Source organism: Burkholderia sp. JKS000303 (assembly GCF_002563755.1).
Taxonomy (GTDB): Bacteria; Pseudomonadota; Gammaproteobacteria; order Burkholderiales; family Burkholderiaceae; genus Burkholderia; species Burkholderia anthina_B.
Genome location: NZ_PDBZ01000002.1, coordinates 1026555 through 1053003, shown reverse-complemented (window position 1 = coordinate 1053003; position 26449 = coordinate 1026555). Strand labels below are relative to the sequence as shown.

The following is a 26449-nucleotide window of genomic DNA, read 5'->3' as shown; positions in this document are numbered from 1 at the left end:
GCGAATGCGGGACGGTAATCGCCCCCTGCGGGCCGCCTCGTCCTGGCCCCGGTCCCGGGCCCCCGGGGCCGCTTCCACCCGGCCCGCCGTAACCGCCGCCGCCCGGGCCGAAGCAGTACGGCCACCAGCAACATCCGCCGAGCGCCAGCACCAGCGCGCACACTCCGATCATTGCACATGCTTTTTTCATGATGTTCTTTCTCTCTCTCGTCTATCGACGGTATGGATCAAGCAAAACGCTTGCGGTGACACTGGCAGCAACGGCTGCCGGCATGAAGGGCTCATTGACCGGCGATTGCCGTGACGCCGGGAAGCGACTGGTGAGCATGCGCCGCGCGCATTTCCCGATACGCGCCGTTTTGCGGAATCGCGGCGCCGAAAGGCGGGCCTGGTGGCATGCCGGGAGGCGGGCCGCGACGATCCGGCGACATGCCGGGTGGTGGCGGGCCGAGGCGATCCGGCGGCATGCCGTGAGGCGGGCCGAGACGATCGGGCGGCATACCGTGAGGCGGGCCGAGACGATCCGGCGGCATGCCGGGCGGTGGACCGAAACGATCCGGCGGGCCACGGTCGTCGTGTCCGGCAGGATCGGAGCCCGGGCGATCGGGCGGTTGCTGGGCCGGGGCTGGATGCGACAGCATCAGCAGGCACGACACGACGAGCAGACGCATGGCCGGTTTGATCACGGCGCGGTTCCGGAGTCGCGACATCATGCCCAGGCGGCGGTCGTCCGGCCCGATACGCGTTCGTCGAGTAGCGTGGGCACGAAGATGTAGCCCCTGCCGCGCACGGTCTGGATGTAGCGATGGCCGGTCGTATGCTCGATCAGCGTGCGCAACCGGAACACCAGGACGTCGAGCCCGCGCTCCGATTGCTGCAGCGAATTCTTGCCGAGCAGCGACAGGATGTTCATCCGCGACAGCACGCGCATCGGATGCGACGCGAATACCTTGAGCAACAGGAATTCGCTTTCGCGAAAGCTCAGCGTGCGGCCGGCCATGTACACGCGTCGCGCGCAGAAATCCACTTCGATCTCGCCGAACTGATAGCGCTTGCCCTCGTCGGGCAACCGATAGGGATTCGCGGTACAGCGGCGCAGCACGCAGCGGATCCGTGCGACGAGTTCGTGCGGGTCGAACGGATCGACCAGATAGTCGTCCGCGCCGAGTTCGAGCGCGACGATCTTGTCGACCACGTCCGCCGAGCGGCTGACGACGATCACCGGCATCTCGTGGCCGGCATCGCGCAACTGCCTGAGCGCGGTCTTCAGGCCGTCGATGGGCTGTTCCGCCCGCATCACGATCGCGGACGGCAGCTCCTTGTCGAGGCGGGGCAGCAGCGATGGTAAATTGTAAAGAACCGACATCTCGATCTGGTTCTTGCTGAAGCAGGCGCGCAATGCGTCGCGTACCTCCGTGGCCGGTTCGACGACGAGGATCTGGATGGTCATGGCGAGTCAACGATCATGGTGGTGGGCCCGACAGGGGCGACTCCCCCTGCGCCGCTCGGGCGGATGACGGGGAAACGGCATGCGTCGCAGCCTAAAATCCAACTTCGCATCGAAGATGAGGAAATTGAGGAAAAACTGTGGAAATTGCGGCCGCGGCACCTATTGGGCCGGCCGATCGCGGACAATCCGGCAGGGGCAGACCTCGCATTGCCGCCCGGATGCCGCATGCCACGTCTCCTCGCTTCGACCTGACGGGCGCTATCGGAAGATCAACCTGTGCGGCCACACCGTATGAAACTGGGCATCACGTCGAAGCTGTTCCTCGCCATTCTCGTTCCGTGCACGGTCGTCGCGATCGCGATGGGCGCGGCGATCCGGTTCAGCTTCGAAAACAACTTTCTCGACTACGTGACGCGTCGCAACACGATGGAGAGCCAGCAGCTCGAGCAGCGTCTCGAGCGCGCGTACCTCGGTCATGGCAACTGGAAATTCCTCGCCGACGATCCGCAGGCGTGGGATGCGTTCGTCAATGCGGGTGGCGCCGGCGCGCCCGATAACCGGCCGCCCGGCCCGCCGGGCATGGCCGGCGAACCCGGCCCGCCGCCCGGCATGGAGGCCCGCGACGCCGGCCGGGCGCCGCCGCTGAACAGCGGGCCGCCGAACTGGCGGCGGATGCCGCCCGTGTTCCTCTACGACGCAGGCAAGCAGCGCATCGCGGGCGAAGGTCCGCCGCCGCTGCCCGATACCGCACTCCGCCCGTTGACGGTGGCCGGCAAGACGGTCGGCTGGCTGTCGGTGGAGGACAACGGCGGCCCGTTTCATGCGGCCGACCGGAAGTTCCAGGCGGAGCAGGTTCGCGTGACCTGGATGATCGTCGGCGCTGCCGCGCTGCTGGCGGCGCTGCTCGCGATCGTGCTGACGCGGGCCTTTCTCGCGCCGGTCAGGCGGCTCGTCGACGCGAACCATCGGCTCGCGAACGGCGACTATGCGGTGCGCGTGCCGGAACAGCGCGGCGACGAATTCGGCCAGTTGGCGAGCGACTTCAACCGGCTCGCCGAGACGCTCGAATCGGCCGGGCGCGCGCGACGTCATTTCATCGCCGACATTTCGCACGAGCTGCGCACGCCGCTGGCCATTCTGCGCGGCGAGCTCGAAGCGCTCGAAGACGGCCTGCGGCATCCGAGCCCGTCGACCTTCGCGTCGCTGCAGGCCGAAATTTCGATGCTCAGCCAGCTGATCAACGATCTCCACGAGCTGTCGCTCGCCGATATCGGGGAACTGACGTTCGAGAAGGTGCCCGTCGATCTCGCCCACCTGATCGAGGGCGTGGCCGAATCGTTCCGCGACCGGCTCGCGTCGAAGCGGCTCGATCTCGAACTCGCGATTCCCGCCGCGCCGACGCCGATCTCGGGCGATCCCCACCGCCTGACGCAACTGATGCAGAACCTGTTCGAGAACGCGCTGCGCTACACCGATCCGGGCGGCTACATCCGCGTTGCCGTCCAGCCGGCCGACGGCCAGTTGCTGATCGACGTGCAGGATTCGTTTCCGGCCGTCCCCGAACCGATGCTGCCGCACCTGTTCGATCGATTCTTCCGCGTCGACGCGTCACGCAGCCGCCAGAGCGGCGGTTCGGGGCTCGGGCTCGCGCTCTGCAAGCACATCGTCGACGCGCATGGCGGCACGATCGAAGCGATGCGCTCGCCTTACGGCGGCCTGTGGATTCACGTTCGCGTCCCTCTTCTCGGCCCACTCGCATGAATACTCGCGCTACCCCCGCGTCCATCCTCATCGTCGAAGACGAGCCGAAACTGTCCGCGCTGCTCGACGACTACCTGACGGCCGAAGGCTACGACACGCATATCCTCGACGACGGGCGCGACGTCGTGACGGTCGTGCGGGCCCGCATGCCTTCGCTGATCCTGCTCGACTTGATGTTGCCGGGGCGCAGCGGGCTCGACATCTGCCGCGAATTGCGAACGTTCTCGGACGTGCCGATCGTGATCCTGACCGCGCGCGTCGACGAGATCGACCGACTGCTCGGCCTTGAACTCGGCGCCGACGATTACGTGTGCAAGCCGTTCAGCCCGCGCGAGGTCGTCGCGCGCGTCAAGGTGATCCTGCGGCGTGTGGAAGGCACGGGTGTCACCGCGCAGTCCTCGGCGCCGTCGCCGTTCGTCGTCGATCCCGAGCATTACATCGCGCGGCTCGACGGCAAGGACCTGAACCTGACGCCGATCGAGCTGCGGCTGCTGTCGCTGCTGCAGTCCACGCCGGGGCGGATCTACCCGCGCGATCATCTGCTGCGCAGGCTTTACGACGATCACCGGGTCGTGACCGACCGGACCGTCGACAGCCACATCAAGAACCTGCGCCGCAAGCTGCAGGCCGTGCGCCCCGATCAGGATTTCATCCGCTCGATCTACGGCGTCGGTTATCGGTTCGAGCCGGATGGCGAACAGTCGTGAGGCTCCCGGTCCTGTCCGACGTGGAGCCAGAAGTACATGGTGACGCGCTACGTGACGAGCCAGATGCAACAGGGTGTACAGGCAGCTCAAGTCGCTGCGGTCTGGCGCATATCCGGTGCGGTATGGCGATCAGCGGACGGGGGGAGGGCTTACGGCGCTGCTTTACCGAGACGCCGCGACTCGATGCGGCGCTTTCGAGAGCGAAATTTCTGTCGAAGGCCACCTTTTCCGCCACTTCCTCATGAGGAAGTGCGCAGAAAAGGTGATCCAGCCAATGATCGGCATGGCCCGCAGGGCACCTGCACGGCCGCCAGGCATCAGGCCGTCAGCGTCACCGACAGGCTGCCGAGTTCGCCGAAGCGCACGGTCAGCGCATCGCCGAGCGGCACGTCGATCGCGCCCGCATACGAACCGGTCGTCACGATCTGGCCGGCCCGCGCGCCGTCGCCGCTCGACGCGAGGAAATTGACGAGCCACACGAGCGGCTTGAGCGGATCGCCGTCCGGATGGCGGCCGTCGATCGTGCGGTTCAGCGCGCCCTCGAACGACAGCGCGAGCGTCGCGAGCGGCACGTTCAACCCGTCGGGCACGACGGGGCCCACGCACAGCCCCTGGTTGAATTGCCCGTCGGCGAGCAGTTCGAACTTCGATGCACGCGCGGGCTCCGCATAGCGGCAGCCCAGCACCTCGAGCACGATGCGCACTTCGCGGATCGCGTCGCGCACGTCGTTCTCGTCGTACGGTTGTCCGCGCGCGGGCAGGTCGCGATCGAGCACGAAGGCGATTTCCGGCTCGATGCGCACGATCGGGCCGCCGACGACGCGGTACGGGGCATCGGCTTCGCGGATCGTCGACGCGAAGATCGGTGCGACGATCACGCGGTCGGGCGGCGGCAGCGCGCATTTCCATCCGCCGATGGATTCGCCGAGCAGGTCGGCGACGCGATGCTGGATCGCGAGCGCGGTCTCGACGTTCTCGGGGCGCAAGGCGTCGGGCAGCAGCGGGCCGGGCACGCCGGCATGGCGGGCGGCGACGAGATGCTGGGCGGCGCCGTCCACGCGTTCGGTAGTCGTTGTCATGTCGGTTGAGCGAGTTGAAAGTGAGCCGGCAAAAAGGGGCCGGACGAAGGTCGCAACAGCGATGATAGCGCCTCAGGCGTGCCGACCGCTCGGTCGGGAACCCACATCATGACGCGGCGGTGTGCCACCGCACGCCGGCCGGCCGTACGCCGCCTGCCCGTCGCGCCCGGCGGGCGGCCGTCCGGCCGCGGGTCTGCGGGTATCCCCTAGTCGCTCCGGACGCACCGGTGCTTGCATGCCGGATGCGTTGTGCGACACAATAGGGAAAGCGCTTTCCCAAATGAAGAATCGGGCGGGAAACGCGGGCTTCTTGCGCGATGCATCGCGGCCGTTTACCGCTCGCCTCACGCAACGATTCGACAACAACGTGGAGACAGCAGATGTTCAACAGGCTTCGAACGGCAACCTTCGCAGTCCTTTCCGTCCTCGCGGCGCAAGTCTGTGCCGCGCCGGTCACGCTCGACGTGACGGGCTGGAAGGGCGGCGGCGCCGAGCCCGCCAACATGGCGGCGTTGATCGCGAAGTTCGAGAAGGAAAACCCCGACGTCAAGATCAAGTTCGAGTACATGTCGCGCAACGACACGACGACGGTCGTGTCGTCGCGGCTGCAGGGCGGCAACGGGCCGGACGTGCTGATGGTCGATCGCGAACTGATGCGGCAGTGGCAGGGCGCGCACCAGTTGCTCGACCTGAGCGGCGAGAAATGGGTGCCGACGATCTGGCGCGGCGTGCGTGCCCATACGCAGATCGGCGGCAAGACCTACATGCTGCCGATGGAGCTGGTCGGGATCGGCCTGTTCGCGAACCTGGACCTGCTCAAGCGCGCGGGTGTCGCGACGGTGCCGACCGACGTCGACCAGTTGAAGGCCGCCTGCGGGAAGCTGGCCGCGGCCGGCGTCACGCCGATGCTGCTGCCCGCGAAGGAAGGCTGGGCGCCGGCCGCGCTCGTGATCGCGTCGGGGCTGTCGGCCGGCGGCGGCGATGCCGATGCGCGCGCCGAGTCGTTCGTCGGCGCGGGCACCGCGCGCTTCGCGGCCGATCCTGCATTCAGGCAGTCGATGGCCGCGCTGAAGACGCTCGCGGACGCGAAATGCTTCGTGCCGCGCCTGAACGACGGCGTGAGCGCGTGGAGCACGGGGCTGACCGAGTTCCAGGCCGGGCGCGTCGCGATGATGCCGCAGGGCGCGTGGAACATCGCGAAGTTCAGCGCGACGAAGGGGTTGTCGTTCCAGTTCGCGCCGCTGCCGGCGCTCGTGTCCGGCAACGGGCCCGTTGCGCTCGACATGCTCGGCACCGCGTGGGCGATCAACGCGGCGACGCATCAGGCCGATGCCGCGAAGAAGTGGCTCGCGTTCTGGGCACGCCCCGACAACGACCGCCAGTTCCTCGACGCGGAAGCCGGGTTCAGCCCGTTCGAGGGCGGCACCGACGCGATGCCGCCGCAGGCGCAGCCGTATGCGGCCGCGCAGAAGAACGGGCACGTCGTGCTGTATCCGAAGGGCGTGTGGACCGGCGGCCTGTTCACGGCGATCTGGAATTCGATGTCCGCGTATTTCCTCGACATCGGCCAGGATCCGGCCAAGCTGCTCGCCCGCTGGGATGCCGCCGCGCGATGAACCGTCTGTCTGCTGACATTTCCCGTGCCGCGCAACGTCGCGCGGCGCGGCTCGACGAAGGAGGCGCGTGATGAAGCGCAACCGGACCTTGTTGTGGTGCGCCGTTCCGGCGCTCGCGCTCTATGCGCTGCTGAGCCTGTATCCGCTGTTCAAGGCCGCGCGGATGAGCCTGACGGATTTCTCCGGCGTGGGCGACGCGCACTGGATCGGGCTCGCGAACTACGTCGCGGCGTTTCGCGATCCGGCGAGCCTGCATACGCTCGTGGTCACGTTCGCGTATGCGGCGATCGTCGTGATCGTGCAGAACGGCCTCGGGCTGCTGTTCGCCGCGCTGCTGTTCTCGCTGCCGCGGCTGCGCGGCGCGTTGCGCGTCGGGCTGCTGGTGCCGAGCATGTTCTCGGCGGTGATCGCCGGCTTCGTGTGGGAGTACCTGTACTCGCCGCTCGGCGGCGGCATCAATGAGCTGCTGCACCTGGTGCATCTGGACGCGCTGCAGCAGGTATGGCTCGGCGATCCGTCGGTCACGCTGCCGGCCGTCACGGCCGTGCACGTGTGGATGTACGTCGGCTATTCGACGGCGATCTTCCTGGCCGGCTACCTGAACATTCCGTCGGAGCTGCACGATGCGGCGAAGCTCGACGGCGCGAACGCGTGGGTGCGCTTCACGCGCATCGACCTGCCGCTGCTCGCGCCGGCGTTCACCGTGAACATCACGCTGAGCACGATCGGCACGCTGAAGACCTTCGAGCTGCCGCTCGTGCTGACCAACGGCGGGCCGGACGGCGCGACGACCACGCTCGGGCTGCAGATCTTCCACAGCCTGTTCAACGACTACAAGTTCGGCTTCGCGAGCGCGCTGTCGATGATCATGCTTGCGATCGTCGTGGTGGTCGCGACCACCCAGAACACGATCCTGCGCCGCCGGGAGGACAACCTGTGAATGTCATCCGTCAACGCTTTCAGGCGGACCATCCGGGCGCCGGCACGTCGGGCGGCGGGTTGCGCGCGACCGCGCTGCTGCGCCGCATGCCCGGGTTCGCGCGGCTCGTCGCCGCGATCGCGATCGTCGCGATCGTGCTGCTGCCGACGATCTACATGGTGCTGATGTCGCTGCGCACCGGCGACGACATCATCGCGCGCCCGCTCGGCTTGCCCGACCACGTGTTCTTCGGCAACTACGCGGCCGTGTTCACGCAGATGAACTACTGGCGCAGCGTCGCGAACACGATCGGTATCACGCTCGCGGTCACGTTCCTCGTCGCGCTGCTGTCGTCGCTCGCCGCGTATCCGCTCGCCCGCGTGAAGGGCCGGCTGTCGACCGCCGTCTACATCGTGCTGACGCTCGGCCTGACGATCCCGATGTTCGTCAGCCTGACGCCGCTCTACGTGCTGTTCCGCGACCTGCACCTGCTCAACACGTATCTCGGCGTCGTGCTCGCGTACACCGTGCAGAGCCTGCCGCTCGGCGTGTTCTTCTACACGAGCTTCCTGAAGCGGATTCCGCTCGAACTCGAGGAAGCGGCGGTGATGGACGGCTGCAGCCCGCTGCAGGTGTACTGGTACATCGTGCTGCCGCTGTTGCGGCCGATCACCGGCACGCTCGCGATGTTCGTCACGCTGTCGGTGTGGAACGACCTCGTCTATCCGCTGCTGTTCCTGACCGACTCGTCGAAGTTCACGATCACGGTCGCGGTGTTCCGCTTCATCGGCACCAACGACATTGATCCAACCAAGCTGTTCCCGGCGGCCGTGATGGGCACGCTGCCGCTGCTCGTCCTGTTCTTCCTGCTCCAGCGCAGGATCGTCGCCGGCATCACGGCCGGCGCGGTCAAGGGGTAACACCATGATGAATCCATTCGAATCGCTTGACGGCCGCGTGGTCGTCGTCACGGGCGGCGGCGACGGCATCGGCCTCGGCATCGTCGAGGTGCTCGCGCAATGCGGTGCGCAGGTTGTCGTCGCGGAGAAGAACGCCGCGCGCGCCGACGCGGTGCGCGAACGGCTCGGCGGCCGCGACGCGCTGTTCGTCGCAACCGATGTGGCCGACCCGGCGAGCGTCGCCGCGCTGTTCGAGCGGGTCGACGCGCATCACGGCCGGCTCGACGGGCTCGTGAACAACGCGGGCATCACGCTGCACGGCCCGTTCGACGCGTTCTCGCTCGACGACTGCGATCGCCTGTACCGCACCAACCTGCGCGCGATGTTCCAGTGCACGCAGCTCGCCGCGCCGCGCATCGCGCGCGCCGGCGGCGGCGCGATCGTCAACATCGCGTCGAACCATGCGGGTGCGAGCGTGCCGGGCTTCGAGATGTATGCGGCGACCAAGGGCGGCATCGTCGCGATGTCGCGCGCGATGGCGACGAGCCTTGCGCCGCAGCGCATCCGCGTGAATACGTTGAGCCCCGGCTTCACGCTGAACGCGCCGATCGGCGCGGCGCTCGAGCGCGATCCCGCGCTGCTCGATGCCTATCGCGCGCTGCACCCCGCGCAACGCATCAACGAGCCGGCCGATATCGGCCAGATCGCCGCGTTCCTGCTGTCGGACGCGGCGATCGGCATCGCCGGCGCCGATCTCGTCGCCGACAACGGCATGTCGGCGCTGCTGTTCAACCGCACACGTTCATCCACATGAAGATCACCGAAATCGAAACATTCGCGGTCGCGCCGCGCTGGCAGTTCGTGAAGGTCAGCACCGACGAAGGGCTGGCCGGCTGGGGCGAGCCGATCGTCGAAGGGCGTGCGGCCACGACCGCCGCGGCCGTGCACGAGCTGGCCGACTACCTGATCGGTCGCGATCCGCGCCACATCGAGGACCTGTTCCAGGTCATGTATCGCGGCGGCTTCTATCGCGGCGGCCCGATCCTCACGAGCGCGATCTCGGGCATCGAGCAGGCGCTGTGGGACATCAAGGCGCGCGCGCTCGGCGTGCCCGTCTACGACCTGCTCGGCGGCCCGGTGCGCGACAAGGCGCGCGTCTATGCACACGTGAAGGGCGACACGCCTGAAGAGATGGCCGCGAATGCGCGGCAGCTCGTCGAAGCCGGCTATACGGCGCTGAAGATGGGCGTGGTCAACGCGACCGACTGGATCGAGTCGCCGGCCGCGATCGACCGTGCGGTCGCGCGGTTCGGCACGGTGCGCGACGCGATCGGCAAGGAGGTCGGGCTCGGCATCGACTTCCACGGCCGCGTGCGGCGCCCGGTGGCGAAGGCGCTCGCGAAGACGCTCGCACCGTTCGATCCGATGTTCTACGAAGAACTGCTGCTGCCCGAACACAACGATGCGCTGCGCGAAGTCGCACGCGACTGCGCGGTGCCGCTCGCGACCGGCGAACGGCTCTTCACGCGCTGGCAGTTCAAGGAGCTGCTGCAGGAAGGCGTCGTCGACATCGTGCAGCCCGATGTGAGCCATACGGGCGGCATCTGGGAACTGCGCAAGATCGCGGCGATGGCCGAAGCGTACGACGTCGCGGTCGCGCCGCATTGCCCGCTCGGCCCGCTCACGCTCGCGGCGTCGCTGCAGATCGACTTCTGCACGCCGAACGCATTCATCCAGGAGCAGTCGACCAACGTCGCCTATCACGACGACAACGCGATGTATGCGTACACGCGCGGCATCCCGTTCGCGTTCGATGCGGGCTACGTCGCGCGTCCGGATGCACCGGGGCTCGGCGTCGAGATCGACGAGGAGAAGGTGCGGGCCGCCGCCGCGACGGGGCACCGCTGGCGCAACCCGGTGTGGCGCCGCGAGGATGGTTCGGTCGCCGAATGGTGACCGGCACGAACGGACGAGGAGAAACGCAATCATGGCAAGTGTGACGCTCAAACAGATCCGCAAGCGCTACGACGACGGCGCGGACGTGATCAAGGACGTCAGCCTCGACATCGAGGATGGCGAATTCATGGTGTTCGTCGGCCCGTCGGGCTGCGGCAAGTCGACGATGCTGCGGATGCTGGCCGGGCTCGAGGAGATCACGTCGGGCGACCTGCTGATCGACGGCCGCCGCGTCAACGACGTGCCGGCCGCGAAGCGCGGGCTCGCGATGGTGTTCCAGAACTACGCGCTGTATCCGCACATGACGGTGTTCGAGAACATGGCGTTCGGCCTGAAGCTCGCCGGCGTCGACGCGGCGGAGACGCGCACGCGCGTCGGGCAGGCGGCCGAAGCGCTGCGGTTGTCCGCGCTGCTCGACCGCAAGCCGAAGGCGCTGTCGGGCGGCCAGCGGCAGCGCGTCGCGATCGGTCGCGCGATCGTGCGCAAGCCGGGCGTGTTCCTGTTCGACGAACCGCTGTCGAATCTCGACGCGGCGCTGCGCGGCGGGATGCGGCTCGAACTCGCGCGGCTGCATCGCGAGCTCGGCAGCACGATGATCTACGTGACGCACGACCAGGTGGAAGCGATGACGCTCGGCGACCGGATCGCGGTGTTCAACGGCGGACGCATCGAGAAGGTCGGCTCGCCGCTGTCGCTGTACGAGCAGCCGGCCAATCACTTCGTCGCATCGTTCCTCGGCTCGCCGTCGATGAACTTCCTGCCGTGCCGCGCGCACGGCGGCGCCGAGGCGATCCGTTTCGACGTGCCGGGCGGCTCGCTCGCCGCGACGCCGGACGACACGCGCGCGTGGCCGTCGGGTTCGCTGCAACTGGGCATCCGGCCCGAGAACCTCGTGGTGGGCGCGCCCGGCACGGGGCTCGATGGCCGCGTCACGCACGCCGAGCATCTGGGCGACGCGACGATCGTGTATGTCGAGCTCGCGGGCCATGACCGGCCGCTGTCGGTGCGGCAGAACCGCGACGCATACACGGTCGCATCGGGGCAGCCGGTCGGCGTGCGCGTCGACATGCGGCACGCCCACTTTTTCGACGACGCGGGCCGCGCACTCTGAGCGCGGTTCGGCACGCAGGTTCCGCACGCCGTTCGGCGGGCGGCCGAAGTCACGCATAAACAAGACATTCGATGACGACAGTAAAACTGGTACAGGGCGCGAACGCGATCCTGGGTGAGGGCCCGCTGTGGTGCGAGCGCTCGGCGTCGCTCTACTGGATCGACATCAAGCGCACCGCGCTCTACCGCTACACGCCCGGCCAGGGCCAGACGGGCTTCTGGCTGCTGCCGGAGCTGGCCGGGTGCGTCGCGAGCGTCGACGACGGGCGGCTGCTCGTCGCGCTGAAAAGCGGCCTGCACCTGTTCGACCCCGCAGGCGGCGCGCTCGAACGGCTGGCCGATGCCGGGCACGCGCGGCCGTCGCTGCGCTACAACGACGGCGCGGTCGATGCGCGCGGGCGCTTCTGGGTCGGCACGATGGCCGACGACGGCGACGGCCTCGGCGATCTGCATTGCTTCGAGCACGCGCGCGCGTCGCGGGTCGCGGTGGCCGGCTTCGCGTGCGCGAACGGGATGGGCTGGAGCCCGGACGGCACGACGATGTACGTGACGGACTCCGGGCGTCGCACGATCTTCGCGTACGACTTCGATGTCGACGCGGCGCAACTGTCGAACGCGCGGCCGTTCGCGACGTTCGGCGACGCGCGCGGCGTGCCCGACGGGCTCGCGGTCGATGCGCAAGGCGGCGTGTGGTCGGCGATCTGGGACGGCTGGCGGCTGCATCGCTATGCGCCGGACGGCGCGCTGGACGCGGTCGTCGAGATGCCGGTGCAGCGGCCGACGAGCGTCGCGTTCGGCGGTGCCGATCGCGCGACGTTGTTCGTCACGTCGGCGTCGGTCAACGTCAGTGCGGACGGGCTGTTGCGCGGGCCGCTCGCGGGCAGCCTGTTCGAGACGCGGCCGGGTGTGGCCGGGCTCGAACAGCACTGCGTGTCACGCGCGTGGCTGGGCGACGCGGTTGCGGCGGCGCCGCGCTGATCAGGTGTGCAAGGTCGGCGGGTCAGCGGCGGCGCGGTTCGCGCGGCCGCACCGTGGATTCGCGAACGACGAGCCGCGCGTCGAGCATCGAATGCGGCTCGGGCGACTTGCCCGCGAGCGCGTCGAGCAGCATCGTCATCGCGACTTCGCCCGCGCGCTCGGTTTCGGTGTCGATCGACGTCAGCGTGGGCGACGTGAGCTTGCCGAGCTCGAGGTTGTCGAAGCCGCACACGGCGACGTCGTGCGGGATCGCGATGCCGAGCCGCTCCGCTTCCTTGATGAAGCCGGCCGCGATCATGTCGTTGTAGCAGATCACCGCGTCCGGCGGATCGGCGGACAGCATCACCGATGCGCACACGCGCTCGCCGTCGGCGACGGTCGCGCGCGGCACGCTGAAGGTCTGCAGCGGCAGTCCGGCGCGCGCGAGGACCTGCTCGGCGCCGCTGCGCCGTTCGGCGTCGCCACGCGCGTTCGGCAGGCTGATGTACGCGAAGCGCTGATACTTTTCCATCAGCAGGTGCTGCCCGAGCATCTCGCCCGCGCGGATCGGGTCGGAGTACAGCGTGAGCAGGCCGTCGCGCGGCGCGGAGCCGACCGCGACGACCGGCTTGCCGAGGCTCGCGGTCCAGCGCAGGTCGTCGTCGGGCATGCTGGTGTTCAGGATCAGCCCGTCGACGCGCCGGCTCAGCTTCGTCAGCGCGGGCCGTTCGCCCTTGCGGTTCTCGTCGGCATCGACGATCAGGACCACGAAATCGTTGCGCTGCGCGATCCGGTTCACGCCCTTGACCATCGCGGTGAAGTACGGGTTGAGAATGTCCTGGATCACGACGCCGACGGCGCCCGTCTGGCCGGTCGCCATCGAGCGCGCGAGCGGGTTCGACTCGTAACCGAGCTGCGCGATCGCCTCGGCGATGCGGCGCTCGACGTCGGGCGAGAAGCGCTTCGTCTTGTTGATGAACTTCGAGACGGTTCCGATGGAGACGCCGGCTGCGGCGGCGACTTCGTTGATCTTGGCCACGATGAAAGTGTGTGTCAGTGCATTTTGCCGGCGAGCATAGCATGCGCGCCGGCGGCGGCGACCGTGCGGCCATGCTGGATGCATGCCGCGCGGCCGGACTCGGTAGTATCCCTTGGAGGGCCAGAATTTTCTTGAAAAAGCGCAATCGCGCACCGACAATGAAAACGCTTTCCCAATTCGCGAGCATAGCACGCGCGCATTCCGTTCGAAACGTATCGGAAAACGACGCACGACAACCGCCGCGAAATTTTTTTGCCGTTGCGGGAAAGCGCTTTCCCAATTCAGACGAAAACAAGGAGGAGATCTTGATGCGACAGTATGGGTGGATCGCGGCGCTCGCATTGGCGGTGCCCGCCGTGGCGCAGGCCGAATCGAGCGTGACGGTGTGGGGGCGGGTCGGCGGAGACGTGCAGTACCTGAGTGGCGTGCAGAACGGCCCGCATTCGACGGGCTCGCGCTTCTCCGAGGGCAACGACTGGGGGACGAGCATCCTCGGCCTCACGGGCAAGGAGGATCTCGGCGGCGGCAACCAGGCCGTGTTCTGGCTCGAATCGGCGATCAACGCGGCGAACGGCAACTACGGCGGCGGCGTGCTGTTCCAGCGCGGCGCATGGGTCGGGCTGAAGAACGAGCGCTACGGCTTCCTGCGGCTCGGGCAGGGGTCGTTCATCAACAGCTACATCTGGTCGTACGATCCGCTGCTGGAGGAAAACTATTCGGTCGAGTCGCTGACGTCGTACCGCAACGGGCCGAAGCTGTCGAACGGGATTCGCTACGAGTCGCCGAAGTTCGGCGGCTTCTCGTTCGCGTTGCAGGCGAACCTCGGCAACAGCTCGGATGGCTGGCTGCGGGGCTCGACCAACAACGTGAACGCAACGGGTTTGTCCGACGGCGCGACGCTCGCGTACACGCACGGCGACTTCGAAGTGCGCGCGATCTGGAACGAGATCCGCAACCAGTACGGCCGCGAGGACAACCTGTTCACCGCGTCGCAGGAAGCGTTCATCGGCGTGCGCGACCGCTTCGGCCCGGCGCTGGTGCAGCTCGGCTACACCCGCTACAGCGCGCCCGACACGCCGGCCGGCCTGTCGCGCACCGCGAACTATTACTGGGGCGGCGTGACCTACGACGCGACGCCGTTCCTGCACCTGCAGGGCGCCGTCTACTCGATGAAGATCGACGCGGGCAAATGGACCGCCGATCACAGCGGCGAAGGGCGCTCGACGATCATCGGCCTCGGCACGATGTACGACCTGTCGAAACGCACGTTCCTGTACGCAACCGCCGCGCACGTGTTCAACAGCGCGAATGCGAACCTGGGCGTGAACCCGCAGTCGCCGGGGCTCGGCAACGGCAACGGACTCGGGGCGTCGCCGATGCCGGGGCATGGTCAGACCGGCGTCTATGCCGGTGTCGAGACGCTCTTCTGAGCGAGACGAAACCGCACGGCGCATCGCATACGTCAAATAGAGGAATCCTATGCAAGCAGCAAGCAAGCGACATCGCGAACCAGCGAACCTGCCGCGCCTGATCGCGCTCGACTGGGGCACCACGTCGCTGCGCGCGTACCTGATGGCGGACGCGCGGACGGTGCTCGACGAGCGCGCCGCGCCCAGGGGCGTGATGCAGATCGGCGGCGCGGAGGTCGCGATCGCGGATGCGTGCGAGGCGGCGTTCGACGACGTGTGCGGCGCGTGGCTCGCCGCGTGGCCGGCGCTGCCGGTCGTCGCGGCCGGCATGGTCGGCAGCGCGCAGGGCTGGCGCGAGACGCCGTATGCGGACGTGCCGATCGACGCGGACCGGCTCGGCGCGTCGCTGCATGCGGTGCGCACGCGACGCGGCACGGCCGTGCATATCGTGCCGGGGCTGATCCAGCGCGGCGAGCTCGTGAACGTGATGCGCGGCGAGGAGACGCAGATCGTCGGTGCGCTGCACGCCGGCGGCGCCGCGCATGCGTCGGCCGCGACGCGCTGGATCGGCCTGCCGGGCACGCATTCGAAATGGGTCGCGGTGCGCGGCTCGCGGATCGAGCGCTTCCGGACCTTCATGACGGGCGAGCTGTATGCGCTGCTCTGCACGCACAGCCTGCTCGGCCGCACGATGCGGCCGGCGCCGGCGTTCGTCGAGGCGGCGTTCGAGCGCGGCGTGCGCACCGCGCAGGCCGGCCATGCGACCGGGCTGCTCGCGACGATCTTCGGCAGCCGCGCGCGGCTGCTGGCCGGCGAGCTCGCGCCGCACGAGCAGGCCGATTACCTGTCGGGCGTGCTGATCGGTCACGAACTCGCGGGGCTGGCCGCCGAAGGCGACGGGCCGGCCGGCTCGCCCGGTGCCGAGGCGCCGCGGCCGATGCTGATCGGCGACGCCGCGCTGTGCGCGCGATACCGGCACGCGGCCGCGCTGTTCGGCTGGCCGCCCGTCGACACGATCGACGGCGCGGCGGCGGCCGGCCTGTGGGTGCTGGCCGAGCGGGCGGGGCTGCTGCCCGCGGCACGCGAGGGGGCGGCGGTTCGTCTCGACGAACCGGCTGTCGCAATGGGTGGGCGGCGCGACGATCGACAGGCCGTCGATCCGGTGCCGGATAACGCATGCAACATTTCGGGAGACTCACGTTGAAACACTGGAAGATGGTCGTCGCGCCGCTCGTCGGCGCACTTGCCGCGTGCGGCGGCGGAGAATCGCCGGACGGCGCGGCAGTCACCGGGCAGCAACTGGCTGCCGCGCCCGCTGCCGGGCAGCAGGCCGGCGCGACGCCGGGCACGCTGTACGTCGACTGCTCGACGGGCGGCAACGGGAATGGCAACGGCAACGGCAACGCGAAGGCCTCGACCGCGACGCTCGGCACGCCGGCGCACCCGATCGACGCACTCGCCACGCTGAACCGGATCGTGCTCACACCCGGCACGCATGTGCGCTTCAAGCGCGGCACGACGTGCTACGGCAGCTTTTCACCGGCGGCCGGCAGCACGGGCACGGCCGGCGCGCCGATCGTCGTCGACGCGTACGGCGATCCGAAGGCGTCGCGGCCCGTGATTGCGGCCGGCTGCACCGATGCCGCGACGGACCCGGACCAGTCGATCACCGAGCAGCACAAGACGGCGAGCGGGTTCAGCGGCTATTACTCGCTGTGCAAGTCGGACAACCCGACCGTGAACCGCGCGGCCATCTATCTGTACAACACGCAGTACTGGGACATCAGTTCGCTCGAGCTGACCAACGATGCGACGACGCCCGGCGGGCGCCTCGGGCTGTACGTGCGGCTCGAAGACTACGGCATGGGCAGCCACTATCACGTCGACGACGTGTACGTGCATCACGTGCGCGGCTATCTGCAGGACGTCGCCGGCAATACGGTCGGCTCGTACAAGACGACGGGCGGGATGCTGTTCGAGGTGACGCGCGACAACGAGGTGGTCGGCACGAAGGAGAAGCCGACCGGCTTCGACGACATCGCGGTCGAGAACAGCGAGATCTACAACGTCGACGCGGTCGCGCTGTCGACCCGTTCCGCGTGGATGTGCCGGGTGGGCGGCGCGCCGTGCGGCGACTATCCGCCGTACAAGGGCAACCCGGCATACCTGACCAACCCGGCCACGCAGGCGGCGTCGGAATATTTGCCGATGACGCGCGTCGTGTTGCGCAACAACCTGATCCACAACGTCGGCGGCGACGGCATCATCGTGCGCACCGCAACCGCGCCGGTCGTCGAGGCGAACCACCTGTACGACATCTGGATGCGCGCGCCGGGCAACAGTGCCGGTGCGTGGGCGATCAACACCGACGACGCGCTGTTCCGCTACAACGAAGTCGACGGCGTGCGGCTCCAGAACAACATCGAAGCCGGCGACGGCATGGCGTTCGACGCCGATCTCGGCACGCGCAATACGCGGGTGACGGCGAACTTCAGCCACGACAACGACGTCGGGCTGATGCTGTTCTGCGGATGCGGGTCCGACGGGCTGGGCCACGTCGCGCAGGAAACCGGCGCGATCGTCGACAACAACCTGAGCCTGAACGACAAGCGGCGAATCGTCTCCGCCGCCGGGTCGGCCGACTCCGTCGTGCGCGACAACGTCGTGATCACGCGCACGCCGGGCCTCGTGACGCCGATCGTCGAGAACCTCAGCTACGCGAACGCGTTCCAGGTGACCGGCAACCGCTTCTACAACGCATCGGACAGCGGCGCGATCTTCCGGACGAAGAATCCGCAAGGCAGCTACGCGAACATCGTGTGGAGCGGCAACGCGTACTTCGGGTATGCGGCGGATCCCGAGTTCGCCGGGCCGAACTACCGTCACGGCGCCGAGCCCGATACGGTCCAGTCGTTCGCCGGGCAGAACGTCGACGCGGTCGCCGGCGCATGGTTCGCCGCGAGCGGGTTCGACCAGAACCGGTATCGCGCGCCGCGCGTGCACTGACGGCACGGGCGCGCGTCCGACGCTGCCGCCGCGCGCGACCCGCTGCCCGCGTCAGCGGGTCGCAGGCCGGACGCCTGCCCGGTTTGATCGTCGTCAACCCTTGAACCCGCCACCCGCCGATGATGGTGGAATGGCCGCGCGCGCTACCGCGCGCGGCAAATCACCCCAGCGAGGTTCGCATGTACGAGAAGATCATGGTGGCCGTCGACGGCAGCGCTTCGTCGAAGCAGGCCCTTGCCGAGGCAGTGAAGGTGGCGCTGGCGGGCGACACGCACGTCAGCGTCGTGTACGTGGTCGACAAGTCGGTGCTGTTCACGTATGCCGGCCGTTTCGACCCGCATGCGCTCGTCGAAGAAATTCGCGACGACGGCATCAAGGTGCTGCGCGAAGCCGAACAGATCATCGCGCTGGCCGGCGCGAAGGGCGAAGCCGAGCTCGTCGAGACCGAAAGCATCGGCGAGGATGTCGCGGAGCGCCTGCAGCGCTATGTGAAGGAGCGCGGAATCGATCTCGCGGTGGTCGGCACGCACGGGCGGCGCGGGATCCGGCGCGTGCTGCTCGGCAGCGTCGCCGAGCGTTTCCTGCGCGGCGCGAAGTGCCCGGTGCTGCTGATTCGCGGCGACGCTGCCGACGTTCCGGCCGCCGCCGCCGCGGCCTGATGCGGCGGGTGCGCGATGATACGTCGCCAGTACCGGATCGTCGTCGCGGCGATCGCCGTGTTCGTGTCGCTCGCGGGGATGATGGCCGTCGTGAGCGGGCTGCTGTTCGATAATCCGATCGCGCTGCGCGGCGGCGCGATCGCGTTGATCGTCGGCGTGGCCGGTTTCGTCGTGATGCTCAACCCGGGGCCGAAAGGCGAAGGGTGACGCGATACGAGCGATACGTGCGCAGTTACGTGCCGCTCGTATCGGACACCGCCGCTTGGTGCGGCTCGGCCTGCACGTTCAGCCGCTTCAACGTTTCCGCCAGCTCCGCGTTCTTCGGCTCGATCTTGCGCGCCTGTGCGAACACGTCGCGCGCTTCATCCTGCCGCCCCATCTTCCACAGCACTTCACCCTTGTGCGTCAGGCCGGTCGCCCACGCATCGCGCGCATCGCTGTCGCCGTCGTCGTCCTTCGCGAAGATCGCGATCGAGCGGTCGAACCACACGAGCGCTTCGTCGTTGCGGCCGAGGCGATACAGCGCCCAGCCCTTGCTGTCGAGCGCATACGCATCGTCCGGCGCTTTCGCGAGATGCGCGTCGATCATCGCCAGCCCGCGATCGACTTCGACGCCCGCGTCGACGAGCCGGTAGCCGATGTCGTTAAGGCGGCTGTCGGGAATGTCGCCGAGGTCGAGCACGGTGGCCACGCGGCCGGCGTCGCGTTCCGCGATCGCGAGCGACAGCAGCTTGGCGACGATCTGTTGCCGCAGTTCGCTGCCGATCCGGTCGCCGTTGGCCACCAGGCTGCCGAGGTATTGCGTGTACAGGTCCGGCGCGCCCGGCTCGTTTCCGCTGTTCGCAATGGCCACGCCGGGGCCTGCACACCAGTCGGTGTCGGCCGACCCGGCCAGCATCCCGGTGTAGAGATTGACGTTGCGCGGCGTGCGCGACTGCGCGTAGTACGTGTAGCCGTTCGCATCCGAGTAGCCGCATGCCAGATATTCGTGCTCGACGTCCAGCACGTACGGGAAGCGGCCGAGCGGCGCGTCGCCGGACGGGCCGACCAGCCGGAACGATTCGCCCAGGTCGCCTTCGCCGATGACCGGGTTGAACACCCATTGCTTCTGCGGATGCGATTTCGGCAGCCGGATCCGCGCGGTGTGCCCGGTGGCGTCGGTCGTGCCGAAGATCACGCTGTCGTGCTGGCCCGGCTTGACCGGCAGGCCCGCGATGACCTGGCCCGGCAGGAACAGCCGATACCGCGCATTCGGCAGCGGCTGGTGCGTGACGGGGTCGCGCAGCACGAACTGATGAACGTAGGCGCCTTTGCCGAGCGATGCCGTCGGCGCGAGATAGGTGCGGGCGTGAGCCGCGGGCAGCGCGGCGCAGCCGATGGCGGCGGCAACGCAGGCGGCGAAAAAGCGTGATGTCATGAGAATGCGGTTTTTATAGGTAAAGGTGCGATTGACCGACGGCCGGTAGTACAGCGAATACCTCGAATGCGTTGCGCAGTCTTCTATGGATGACGGGCTGCGGCCGGCCATTTCCAACGGAAATCGCCGGATCGTTCAACGCAATTCGATGCGGGTGTCCCCCGACGCTTCGATGCCCGCGATGCGCGGGGAAACAGGCGGGGCGGACCGGGAAAACGGGTTTCCCGTGCGCAGCATAGCAGGTGAGACCGTTCAATCGGTCCCCATTTCACGTCGTTGCGCGCGGATCAACGATGCCGTGATTTGTATCAAGTCGTGATATGACGATCCGGAAGACAATCCATTCGATCCGGACGCAAGAAATGAAGACGGACGGAACAGGCGAAATCCGATCGTCCTTTACAACCGGTATTTCGCCTCCTTAAATAATCAGGGTCTGCCAAAAGACCGGAAAAACGAGATCCCCATGAGCCACTTCCTGGATAGATTGCGTTATTTCTCCACCACGAGGCCAACCTTCTCCGACGGACACGGCGCCGTCACGGACGAGGACCGAAAATGGGAGGACGGCTACCGGCTGCGCTGGCAGCACGACAAGATCGTCCGCTCGACCCACGGCGTGAACTGCACGGGCTCGTGCTCGTGGAAGGTTTACGTCAAGGGCGGGATCGTCACCTGGGAAACCCAGCAGACCGATTACCCGCGCACGCGCCCCGACATGCCGAACCACGAACCGCGCGGCTGTTCGCGCGGCGCGTCGTACTCCTGGTATCTGTACAGCGCGAACCGCCTCAAGCATCCGATGGTGCGCAGCGCGCTGGTGAAGCTGTGGCGCGAACGCCGTCGCACGCTCGCGCCCGTCGATGCGTGGCGCTCGATCGTCGAGGACGACGACGCGCGGCGCTCGTACCAGAGCCGCCGCGGGCTCGGCGGCTTCGTGCGCGCGAGCTGGGACGAGGTCAATGAGATCGTTGCAGCCGCAAACGTCTACACGGTCGAGCGGCACGGCCCCGATCGCGTGGTCGGCTTCTCGCCGATTCCGGCAATGTCGATGGTGTCGTACGCGGCCGGCTCGCGCTACCTGTCGCTGATCGGTGGCGTGTGCCTGAGCTTCTACGACTGGTATTGCGACCTGCCGCCCGCGTCGCCGCAGACCTGGGGCGAGCAGACCGACGTGCCGGAATCGGCCGACTGGTACAACTCGACGTTCATCATGATGTGGGGCTCGAACGTCCCGCAGACCCGCACGCCGGACGCACACTTCCTCGTCGAGGCACGCTATCGCGGCACCAAGGTCGTGTCGGTGTTCCCCGACTACTCGGAAGGCGCGAAGTTCGGCGATCTGTGGCTGCACCCGAAGCAGGGCACCGATGCGGCGCTCGCGCTCGCGATGGGCCACGTGATCCTCAAGGAATTCCATCTCGCCGGCAAGAGCGACTATTTCATCGACTACTGCAAGCGCTATACCGACATGCCGTCGCTCGTGCGCCTCGTGCCGCATGGCGATGGCTACGTGCCCGAGCGCCTCGTGCGCGCGTCCGACTTCGACGATGCGCTCGATGAGGCGGCGCACCCGGACTGGAAGACCGTGATGATCGACGACGCGAACGGCGAATTCGTCGTGCCGGTCGGCTCGGTCGGTTTCCGCTGGGGCCAGCAGGCGGACGCCGACAAGGGCAAGTGGAACCTGCGCGGCGAGACGTCGAAGGGCGCGGCACTGTCGCCGCGCCTGTCGTGCACGGCCGCGCACGACGACGTGGTCGACGTGCTGTTCCCGTACTTCGGCAACCAGCCGCACGCGCACTTCAATTCGACGGAACACGGTTCCGAGCTGTCGCGCCGGATCGGCGTGCGGCGCATCGCGACGCGCAACGGCGACATGCTGGTCGCGACCGTCTACGACCTGTTCGTCGCGAACTACGGGCTCGACCAGGGGCTGGGCGGGCGCGACGTGGCCGCGAGCTACGACGACGATCTGCCGTACACGCCGGCCTGGCAGGAAGCGATCACCGGCGTGAAGCGCGCGGACGTGATCTCGGTCGCGCGGCAGTTCGCGGAGAACGCGCACAAGACGCAAGGCAAGTCGATGGTGATCATCGGCGCGGGGATCAACCACTGGTTCCACATGGACATGTCGTACCGCGCGATCATCAACATGCTGATCATGTGCGGCTGCGTCGGCAAGCCGGGCGGCGGGTGGTCGCATTACGTCGGCCAGGAGAAGCTGCGTCCGCAGACGGGCTGGACCGCGCTTGCGTTCGCGCTCGACTGGAGCCGGCCGCCGCGCCACATGAACGCGACGTCGTTCTTCTACGCGCACACCGACCAGTGGCGCTACGACACGATGGACCCGAGCGCGCTGCTGTCGCCGCTCGCGGACAAGACGCAGTTCCACGGCTCGCCGATCGACTACAACGTGCGCGCCGAACGGATGGGCTGGCTGCCGTCCGCGCCGCAACTGTCGGTGAATCCGCTGAAGGTCGGCGCGACCCTCGGCGACCCCGCCCAGGCCGGCGCCGACGTCGCACGGCAACTGAAGGCCGGCACGCTGCAGATGGCGTGCGAGGATCCGGACGCACCGGACAACTTCCCGCGCAACCTGTTCGTGTGGCGCTCGAACCTGCTCGGCTCGTCGGGCAAGGGCCACGAGTATTTCCTGAAGCACCTGCTCGGCACGACCAACGGCGTGCAGGGCGAGGACCTCGGCGCGACGGGCGGTGCCCGCCCCGAGGAAGTGAAGTGGCACGACGACGCGCCGCGCGGCAAGCTCGACCTGCTCGTCACGCTCGACTTCCGGATGTCGACCACCTGCATGTACTCGGACGTCGTGCTGCCGACCGCGACGTGGTACGAGAAGGACGACATGAACACGTCCGACATGCACCCGTTCATCCACCCGCTGTCGGCGGCGGTCGATCCCGCGTGGGAATCGAAGAGCGACTGGGAGATCTTCAAGGGGATCGCGAAGCGCTTCTCCGAGCTGTGCGACGGGCATCTCGGCGTCGAACGCGACGTCGTGCTCGCGCCGATCGCGCACGATACGCCGGGCGAGCTCGCGCAGCCGTTCGACGTGCAGGACTGGAAGCGCGGCGAATGCGAGCCGGTGCCGGGCCGCACGATGCCGGCGGTGATCGCCGTCGAGCGCGACTATCCGAACACCTACGCGCGTTTCACGTCGCTCGGCCCGCTGATGGACAAGCTCGGCAACGCCGGCAAGGGCATCGGCTGGGATACGAAGGACGAAGTGAAGCTGCTCGGCCAGCTCAACTACACGGTCGCCGACGGCGCCGCGCAGGGGCGCCCGCGCATCGACACCGCACTCGACGCGGCCGAGGTGATCCTCGCGCTCGCACCGGAAACCAACGGCGAAGTCGCGGTGAAGGCGTGGCGTGCGCTGTCCGGCATCACGGGCATTGATCACACGCATCTGGCCGTCGCGCGCGAGGACGAGAAGATCCGCTTCCGCGACATCCAGGCGCAACCGCGCAAGATCATCTCGTCGCCGACGTGGAGCGGGATCGAATCGGAACACGTGTCGTACAACGCGGGCTACGTGAACGTGCACGAACTGGTGCCGTGGCGCACGCTGACGGGCCGTCAGCAGCTGTACCAGGATCACCCGTGGATGCGCGCGTTCGGCGAGTCGCTGTGCGCGTACAAGCCGCCGGTCGACACGGGCAGCTACGCGCACATGGTCGGCAAGCGCTCGAACGGCAACCCCGAGCGCGTGCTGAACTTCCTGACGCCGCACCAGAAGTGGGGGATCCACAGCACGTACACGGACAACCTGCTGATGCTGACGCTGTCGCGCGGCGGCCCGATCGTGTGGATGTCGGAGGACGACGCGAAGGCGATCGACGCGGTCGATAACGACTGGATCGAGTGCTACAACTCGAACGGCGCGTTGTGCGCACGGGCGGTGGTGAGCCAGCGGATTCCGTCCGGGATGGTGATGATGTACCACGCGCAGGAGAAGATCGTGAACACGCCGGGCTCGGAAATCACCGGCACGCGCGGCGGCATTCACAACTCGGTCACGCGCATCGCGCTGAAGCCGACCCACATGATCGGCGGCTACGCGCAGCTGTCGTACGGCTTCAACTACTACGGCACGGTCGGCTCGAATCGCGACGAGTTCCTGATCGTGCGCAAGATGAGCCGGATCGACTGGCTCGACGGAGAAGAAACCGCGGTCGACCCCACCACGCAACACGCCGTTCGCGCCGGAGAAACGTCATGAAGATACGTGCACAGATCGCGATGGTGCTGAACCTCGACAAGTGCATCGGGTGCCATACCTGCTCGGTGACCTGCAAGAACGTGTGGACCAGCCGCGAAGGGATGGAATACGCGTGGTTCAACAACGTCGAGACCAAACCCGGCATCGGCTATCCGAAGGACTGGGAGAACCAGGACCGCTGGCGCGGCGGCTGGCAGCGGCGCGCCGACGGCAAGATCGAGCCGCGTCTGGGCGGCAAGTGGCGGCTGCTCGCGCAGATCTTCGCGAACCCGCACCTGCCCGAGATCGACGACTACTACGAGCCGTTCACGTTCGACTACGGCCATTTGCAGGAAGCCGGCAACACGCGTGCGATGCCGGTCGCGCGGCCGCGCTCGCTGATCAGCGGCCAGCGGCTCGAGAAGATCGAGTGGGGGCCGAACTGGGAGGAAATCCTCGGCGGCGAATTCGAGAAGCGCGCGAAGGACTACAACTTCGAGAACGTGCAGAAGGACATCTACGGGCAGTTCGAGAACACCTTCATGATGTACCTGCCGCGCCTGTGCGAGCACTGCCTGAACCCGGCGTGCGTCGCAGCGTGCCCGTCGGGCTCGATCTACAAGCGCGAGGAGGACGGCATCGTGCTGATCGACCAGGACAAGTGCCGCGGCTGGCGCATGTGCGTGTCGGGATGCCCGTACAAGAAGATCTACTACAACTGGCAGAGCGGCAAGGCCGAGAAGTGCATCTTCTGCTATCCGCGGATCGAGGCCGGCCAGCCGACCGTGTGTTCGGAAACCTGCGTGGGCCGCATTCGCTACCTGGGCGTGCTGCTGTACGACGCCGACCGGATCAGCGAAGCCGCCAGCGCGGAGAACGAGAAGGATCTGTACGAAGCGCAGCTGTCGCTGTTCCTCGATCCGGAGGATCCGGCCGTGATCGCGCAGGCCGAGCGCGACGGCGTGCCGGCCGCGTGGATCGACGCCGCGCGTCGCTCGCCGACCTACAAGATGGCGATCGACTGGAAGATCGCATTCCCGCTGCATCCGGAATACCGGACGCTGCCGATGGTCTGGTACGTGCCGCCGCTGTCGCCGATCAACTCGGCCGCGAACAGCGGCGCGCTCGGGATGAACGGCTACCTGCCGGACGTCGAATCGCTGCGCATTCCGCTGCGTTATCTGGCGAACCTGCTGACGGCCGGCGACGAAGCGCCGGTGAAGCTCGCGCTCGAGCGGTTGCTCGCGATGCGCGCGTTCATGCGTGCGCGTCACGTCGACGGCATCGACGCGCGCGGCGTGCTCGACCAGGTCGGGTTGTCGCTCGCGCAGGTCGAGGAGATGTACCGCTATCTCGCGATCGCGAACTACGAGGATCGTTTCGTCATCCCGACGACGCATCGCGAGTATGCGGAGAACGCGTACGACCTGCGCGCATCGTGCGGCTTCTCGTTCGGCAACGGCTGTTCCGACGGCCGTTCGGAAGGCAGCCTGTTCAGCTCGAAGAAGGGCTCGAAAACCATTCCGATCCACGAGGCCTCCCGATGAGCAACGCACCCGACCCGACCTATGCGGCGTTCGCGGCGCTGCTCGACTATCCCGACGAAGCGCTCGTCGACGTGCTCGATTCGATCGACGCCCACCTGCGTGAACGTGCGCGCGTGCCGAAGGCGGTACGCGCGGGCCTCGACCGGTTCTTTGCCTATGTGCGCGAGCGCGACCTGCTGACGCTCCAGGAGAACTACGTCGCGCTGTTCGATCGCGGCCGCGCGACGTCGCTGCACCTGTTCGAACACGTGCATGGCGAATCGCGCGATCGCGGCCAGGCGATGGTCGATCTGCTGCAGATGTACGAGCGGCACGGGCTGGCGCTGAACCCGGGCGAGCTGCCCGACTATCTGCCCGTGTTCCTCGAATACCTGTCGCGGCTGCCGGCGCCGGACGCGCGCAAGCTGCTCGCCGAAACCGGCGAAATCCTGCAGGCGCTGGCCGGCCAGCTTGCGCAGCGCGGCAGCCATTACAGCTTCGTCGTTGGCGCGTTGCTGCCGATGGCCGGCCTCGCACCGGTCGACGCGCCGGCCGCCGCGGACGACGACGTCGCCGCCGAGCGGCCGAGCGCCGACGACTACCGTGCGCTCGACGCGTCGTATGCGGACGAAGCGGTGCGCTTCGTCGGCGCGGCCACGCCGGCCGGGCAGACGGTGCAATTCCACGACAAGCGGCCGGCCCGCGGCGCGTAAGCGCGGG

Annotated in this window: 23 protein-coding genes; 18 read left to right on the top strand and 5 right to left on the bottom strand. The window is 67.8% G+C overall.

Annotated features, from left to right (window positions below; translation table 11 throughout):
• Nucleotides 1–281 precede the first annotated feature (281 nt).
• Both BX604_RS38650 and BX604_RS26860 read right to left on the bottom strand, forming a co-directional pair.
• Nucleotides 282–686 (bottom strand): hypothetical protein, encoded by a 405-nt coding sequence (locus BX604_RS38650; RefSeq protein ID WP_143748129.1) that lies wholly within the window; start codon nucleotides 684–686, stop codon nucleotides 282–284.
• Between the two features lie 23 nt (nucleotides 687–709).
• Nucleotides 710–1450: a winged helix-turn-helix domain-containing protein gene (locus tag BX604_RS26860; RefSeq protein ID WP_098553807.1), complete on the bottom strand. Its 741-nt coding sequence runs from the start codon at nucleotides 1448–1450 to the stop codon at nucleotides 710–712.
• Between the two features lie 291 nt (nucleotides 1451–1741).
• On the opposite strand from BX604_RS26860, the gene BX604_RS26855 reads away from it, so the two are divergent.
• Nucleotides 1742–3211, top strand: coding sequence for an ATP-binding protein (locus BX604_RS26855; protein WP_098553806.1), 1470 nt, complete (start codon nucleotides 1742–1744; stop codon nucleotides 3209–3211).
• Nucleotides 3208–3918: a response regulator gene (locus tag BX604_RS26850; RefSeq protein ID WP_098553805.1), complete on the top strand. Its 711-nt coding sequence runs from the start codon at nucleotides 3208–3210 to the stop codon at nucleotides 3916–3918. The genes BX604_RS26855 and BX604_RS26850 overlap by 4 nt, the downstream gene beginning before the upstream one ends.
• Before the next feature lie 317 nt (nucleotides 3919–4235).
• Here BX604_RS26850 and BX604_RS26845 read toward each other — a convergent pair whose 3' ends face one another.
• Nucleotides 4236–4997, bottom strand: a complete 762-nt coding sequence (locus BX604_RS26845; protein ID WP_098553804.1) for a 2-keto-4-pentenoate hydratase — start codon at nucleotides 4995–4997, stop codon at nucleotides 4236–4238.
• 380 nt (nucleotides 4998–5377) lie between these two features.
• On the opposite strand from BX604_RS26845, the gene BX604_RS26840 reads away from it, so the two are divergent.
• From BX604_RS26840 to BX604_RS26810, 7 genes are all read left to right on the top strand, one after another.
• Complete coding sequence (locus BX604_RS26840) at nucleotides 5378–6613, top strand: ABC transporter substrate-binding protein (protein ID WP_179894892.1); 1236 nt, start codon at nucleotides 5378–5380, stop codon at nucleotides 6611–6613.
• A gap of 70 nt (nucleotides 6614–6683) precedes the next feature.
• On the top strand, nucleotides 6684–7553 hold the full coding sequence (locus BX604_RS26835; protein WP_098553802.1) for a carbohydrate ABC transporter permease: 870 nt from the start codon (nucleotides 6684–6686) through the stop codon (nucleotides 7551–7553).
• Nucleotides 7550–8452 (top strand): carbohydrate ABC transporter permease, encoded by a 903-nt coding sequence (locus BX604_RS26830; protein ID WP_098553801.1) that lies wholly within the window; start codon nucleotides 7550–7552, stop codon nucleotides 8450–8452. The genes BX604_RS26835 and BX604_RS26830 overlap by 4 nt, the downstream gene beginning before the upstream one ends.
• Before the next feature lie 4 nt (nucleotides 8453–8456).
• Nucleotides 8457–9245 (top strand): SDR family NAD(P)-dependent oxidoreductase, encoded by a 789-nt coding sequence (locus BX604_RS26825; protein ID WP_098553800.1) that lies wholly within the window; start codon nucleotides 8457–8459, stop codon nucleotides 9243–9245.
• Nucleotides 9242–10387: a galactonate dehydratase gene (gene dgoD / locus BX604_RS26820; protein ID WP_098553799.1), complete on the top strand. Its 1146-nt coding sequence runs from the start codon at nucleotides 9242–9244 to the stop codon at nucleotides 10385–10387. The genes BX604_RS26825 and dgoD overlap by 4 nt, the downstream gene beginning before the upstream one ends.
• 31 nt (nucleotides 10388–10418) lie before the next feature.
• A complete protein-coding gene (locus BX604_RS26815; protein WP_098553798.1) occupies nucleotides 10419–11498 on the top strand; it encodes an ABC transporter ATP-binding protein in 1080 nt (359 codons plus the stop codon).
• Nucleotides 11499–11569: 71 nt separating this feature from the next.
• A complete protein-coding gene (locus tag BX604_RS26810; RefSeq protein WP_098553797.1) occupies nucleotides 11570–12475 on the top strand; it encodes an SMP-30/gluconolactonase/LRE family protein in 906 nt (301 codons plus the stop codon).
• Between the two features lie 22 nt (nucleotides 12476–12497).
• On the opposite strand, the gene BX604_RS26805 is transcribed toward BX604_RS26810, so the two are convergent.
• Entirely contained in the window at nucleotides 12498–13493 is a 996-nt protein-coding gene (locus BX604_RS26805; protein ID WP_257146436.1) for a LacI family DNA-binding transcriptional regulator, read from the bottom strand.
• A 308-nt stretch (nucleotides 13494–13801) separates the two neighbouring features.
• Here BX604_RS26805 and BX604_RS26800 point away from each other — a divergent pair, with 308 nt between their 5' ends.
• The 5 genes from BX604_RS26800 (at nucleotide 13802) to BX604_RS26780 (ending at nucleotide 18774) form a co-directional block, all read left to right on the top strand.
• The gene (locus tag BX604_RS26800; RefSeq protein WP_098553795.1) at nucleotides 13802–14923 is read left to right on the top strand and encodes a porin; all 1122 of its coding nucleotides are present in this window, start codon (nucleotides 13802–13804) and stop codon (nucleotides 14921–14923) included.
• A 49-nt stretch (nucleotides 14924–14972) separates the two neighbouring features.
• Nucleotides 14973–16106, top strand: a complete 1134-nt coding sequence (locus BX604_RS26795; RefSeq protein WP_098553794.1) for a 2-dehydro-3-deoxygalactonokinase — start codon at nucleotides 14973–14975, stop codon at nucleotides 16104–16106.
• The gene (locus tag BX604_RS26790; RefSeq protein WP_179894891.1) at nucleotides 16103–17908 is read left to right on the top strand and encodes a right-handed parallel beta-helix repeat-containing protein; all 1806 of its coding nucleotides are present in this window, start codon (nucleotides 16103–16105) and stop codon (nucleotides 17906–17908) included. Before BX604_RS26795 ends, BX604_RS26790 begins: the two co-directional genes overlap by 4 nt.
• Before the next feature lie 179 nt (nucleotides 17909–18087).
• The gene (locus tag BX604_RS26785) at nucleotides 18088–18567 is read left to right on the top strand and encodes a universal stress protein (RefSeq protein WP_098553792.1); all 480 of its coding nucleotides are present in this window, start codon (nucleotides 18088–18090) and stop codon (nucleotides 18565–18567) included.
• Between the two features lie 15 nt (nucleotides 18568–18582).
• Nucleotides 18583–18774 carry a DUF2964 family protein gene (locus tag BX604_RS26780; protein ID WP_098553791.1) on the top strand — a complete coding sequence of 64 codons (192 nt, stop codon included), beginning with the start codon at nucleotides 18583–18585 and terminating at the stop codon, nucleotides 18772–18774.
• A 25-nt stretch (nucleotides 18775–18799) separates the two neighbouring features.
• Here the strand turns inward: BX604_RS26780 and BX604_RS26775 are convergent, their stop codons facing one another.
• On the bottom strand, nucleotides 18800–19984 hold the full coding sequence (locus tag BX604_RS26775) for a tetratricopeptide repeat protein (RefSeq protein ID WP_098553790.1): 1185 nt from the start codon (nucleotides 19982–19984) through the stop codon (nucleotides 18800–18802).
• An 85-nt stretch (nucleotides 19985–20069) separates the two neighbouring features.
• Here BX604_RS26775 and BX604_RS38645 point away from each other — a divergent pair, with 85 nt between their 5' ends.
• The 4 genes from BX604_RS38645 to narJ all read left to right on the top strand — a co-directional run bounded on the left by BX604_RS38645 (nucleotide 20070) and on the right by narJ (nucleotide 26442).
• Entirely contained in the window at nucleotides 20070–20303 is a 234-nt protein-coding gene (locus BX604_RS38645) for a hypothetical protein (RefSeq protein ID WP_143748127.1), read from the top strand.
• Between the two features lie 147 nt (nucleotides 20304–20450).
• Nucleotides 20451–24224: a nitrate reductase subunit alpha gene (locus BX604_RS26770; RefSeq protein WP_098553789.1), complete on the top strand. Its 3774-nt coding sequence runs from the start codon at nucleotides 20451–20453 to the stop codon at nucleotides 24222–24224.
• Nucleotides 24221–25750 (top strand): nitrate reductase subunit beta, encoded by a 1530-nt coding sequence (gene narH / locus BX604_RS26765; RefSeq protein ID WP_098553788.1) that lies wholly within the window; start codon nucleotides 24221–24223, stop codon nucleotides 25748–25750. The genes BX604_RS26770 and narH overlap by 4 nt, the downstream gene beginning before the upstream one ends.
• A complete protein-coding gene (gene narJ / locus BX604_RS26760) occupies nucleotides 25747–26442 on the top strand; it encodes a nitrate reductase molybdenum cofactor assembly chaperone (RefSeq protein WP_098553787.1) in 696 nt (231 codons plus the stop codon). The genes narH and narJ overlap by 4 nt, the downstream gene beginning before the upstream one ends.
• Nucleotides 26443–26449 lie beyond the last annotated feature (7 nt).

Excerpts from the sequence above, each read along its gene's own strand:
- BX604_RS26775 (WP_098553790.1), bottom strand. The coding sequence starts at position 19,984 with ATGACATCACGCTTTTTCGCCGCCTGCGTTGCCGCCGCCATCGGCTGC.
- BX604_RS26840 (WP_179894892.1), top strand. The coding sequence starts at position 5,378 with ATGTTCAACAGGCTTCGAACGGCAACCTTCGCAGTCCTTTCCGTCCTC.
- BX604_RS26835 (WP_098553802.1), top strand. The coding sequence starts at position 6,684 with ATGAAGCGCAACCGGACCTTGTTGTGGTGCGCCGTTCCGGCGCTCGCG.
- narJ (WP_098553787.1), top strand. The coding sequence starts at position 25,747 with ATGAGCAACGCACCCGACCCGACCTATGCGGCGTTCGCGGCGCTGCTC.
- BX604_RS26825 (WP_098553800.1), top strand. The coding sequence starts at position 8,457 with ATGATGAATCCATTCGAATCGCTTGACGGCCGCGTGGTCGTCGTCACG.
- BX604_RS26855 (WP_098553806.1), top strand. The coding sequence starts at position 1,742 with ATGAAACTGGGCATCACGTCGAAGCTGTTCCTCGCCATTCTCGTTCCG.
- BX604_RS26845 (WP_098553804.1), bottom strand. The coding sequence starts at position 4,997 with ATGACAACGACTACCGAACGCGTGGACGGCGCCGCCCAGCATCTCGTC.
- BX604_RS26795 (WP_098553794.1), top strand. The coding sequence starts at position 14,973 with ATGCAAGCAGCAAGCAAGCGACATCGCGAACCAGCGAACCTGCCGCGC.
- BX604_RS26780 (WP_098553791.1), top strand. The coding sequence starts at position 18,583 with ATGATACGTCGCCAGTACCGGATCGTCGTCGCGGCGATCGCCGTGTTC.
- BX604_RS26800 (WP_098553795.1), top strand. The coding sequence starts at position 13,802 with ATGCGACAGTATGGGTGGATCGCGGCGCTCGCATTGGCGGTGCCCGCC.
- BX604_RS26850 (WP_098553805.1), top strand. The coding sequence starts at position 3,208 with ATGAATACTCGCGCTACCCCCGCGTCCATCCTCATCGTCGAAGACGAG.
- BX604_RS26770 (WP_098553789.1), top strand. The coding sequence starts at position 20,451 with ATGAGCCACTTCCTGGATAGATTGCGTTATTTCTCCACCACGAGGCCA.
- BX604_RS26785 (WP_098553792.1), top strand. The coding sequence starts at position 18,088 with ATGTACGAGAAGATCATGGTGGCCGTCGACGGCAGCGCTTCGTCGAAG.
- dgoD (WP_098553799.1), top strand. The coding sequence starts at position 9,242 with ATGAAGATCACCGAAATCGAAACATTCGCGGTCGCGCCGCGCTGGCAG.
- narH (WP_098553788.1), top strand. The coding sequence starts at position 24,221 with ATGAAGATACGTGCACAGATCGCGATGGTGCTGAACCTCGACAAGTGC.
- BX604_RS26810 (WP_098553797.1), top strand. The coding sequence starts at position 11,570 with ATGACGACAGTAAAACTGGTACAGGGCGCGAACGCGATCCTGGGTGAG.
- BX604_RS26815 (WP_098553798.1), top strand. The coding sequence starts at position 10,419 with ATGGCAAGTGTGACGCTCAAACAGATCCGCAAGCGCTACGACGACGGC.
- BX604_RS38645 (WP_143748127.1), top strand. The coding sequence starts at position 20,070 with ATGGATGACGGGCTGCGGCCGGCCATTTCCAACGGAAATCGCCGGATC.
- BX604_RS26860 (WP_098553807.1), bottom strand. The coding sequence starts at position 1,450 with ATGACCATCCAGATCCTCGTCGTCGAACCGGCCACGGAGGTACGCGAC.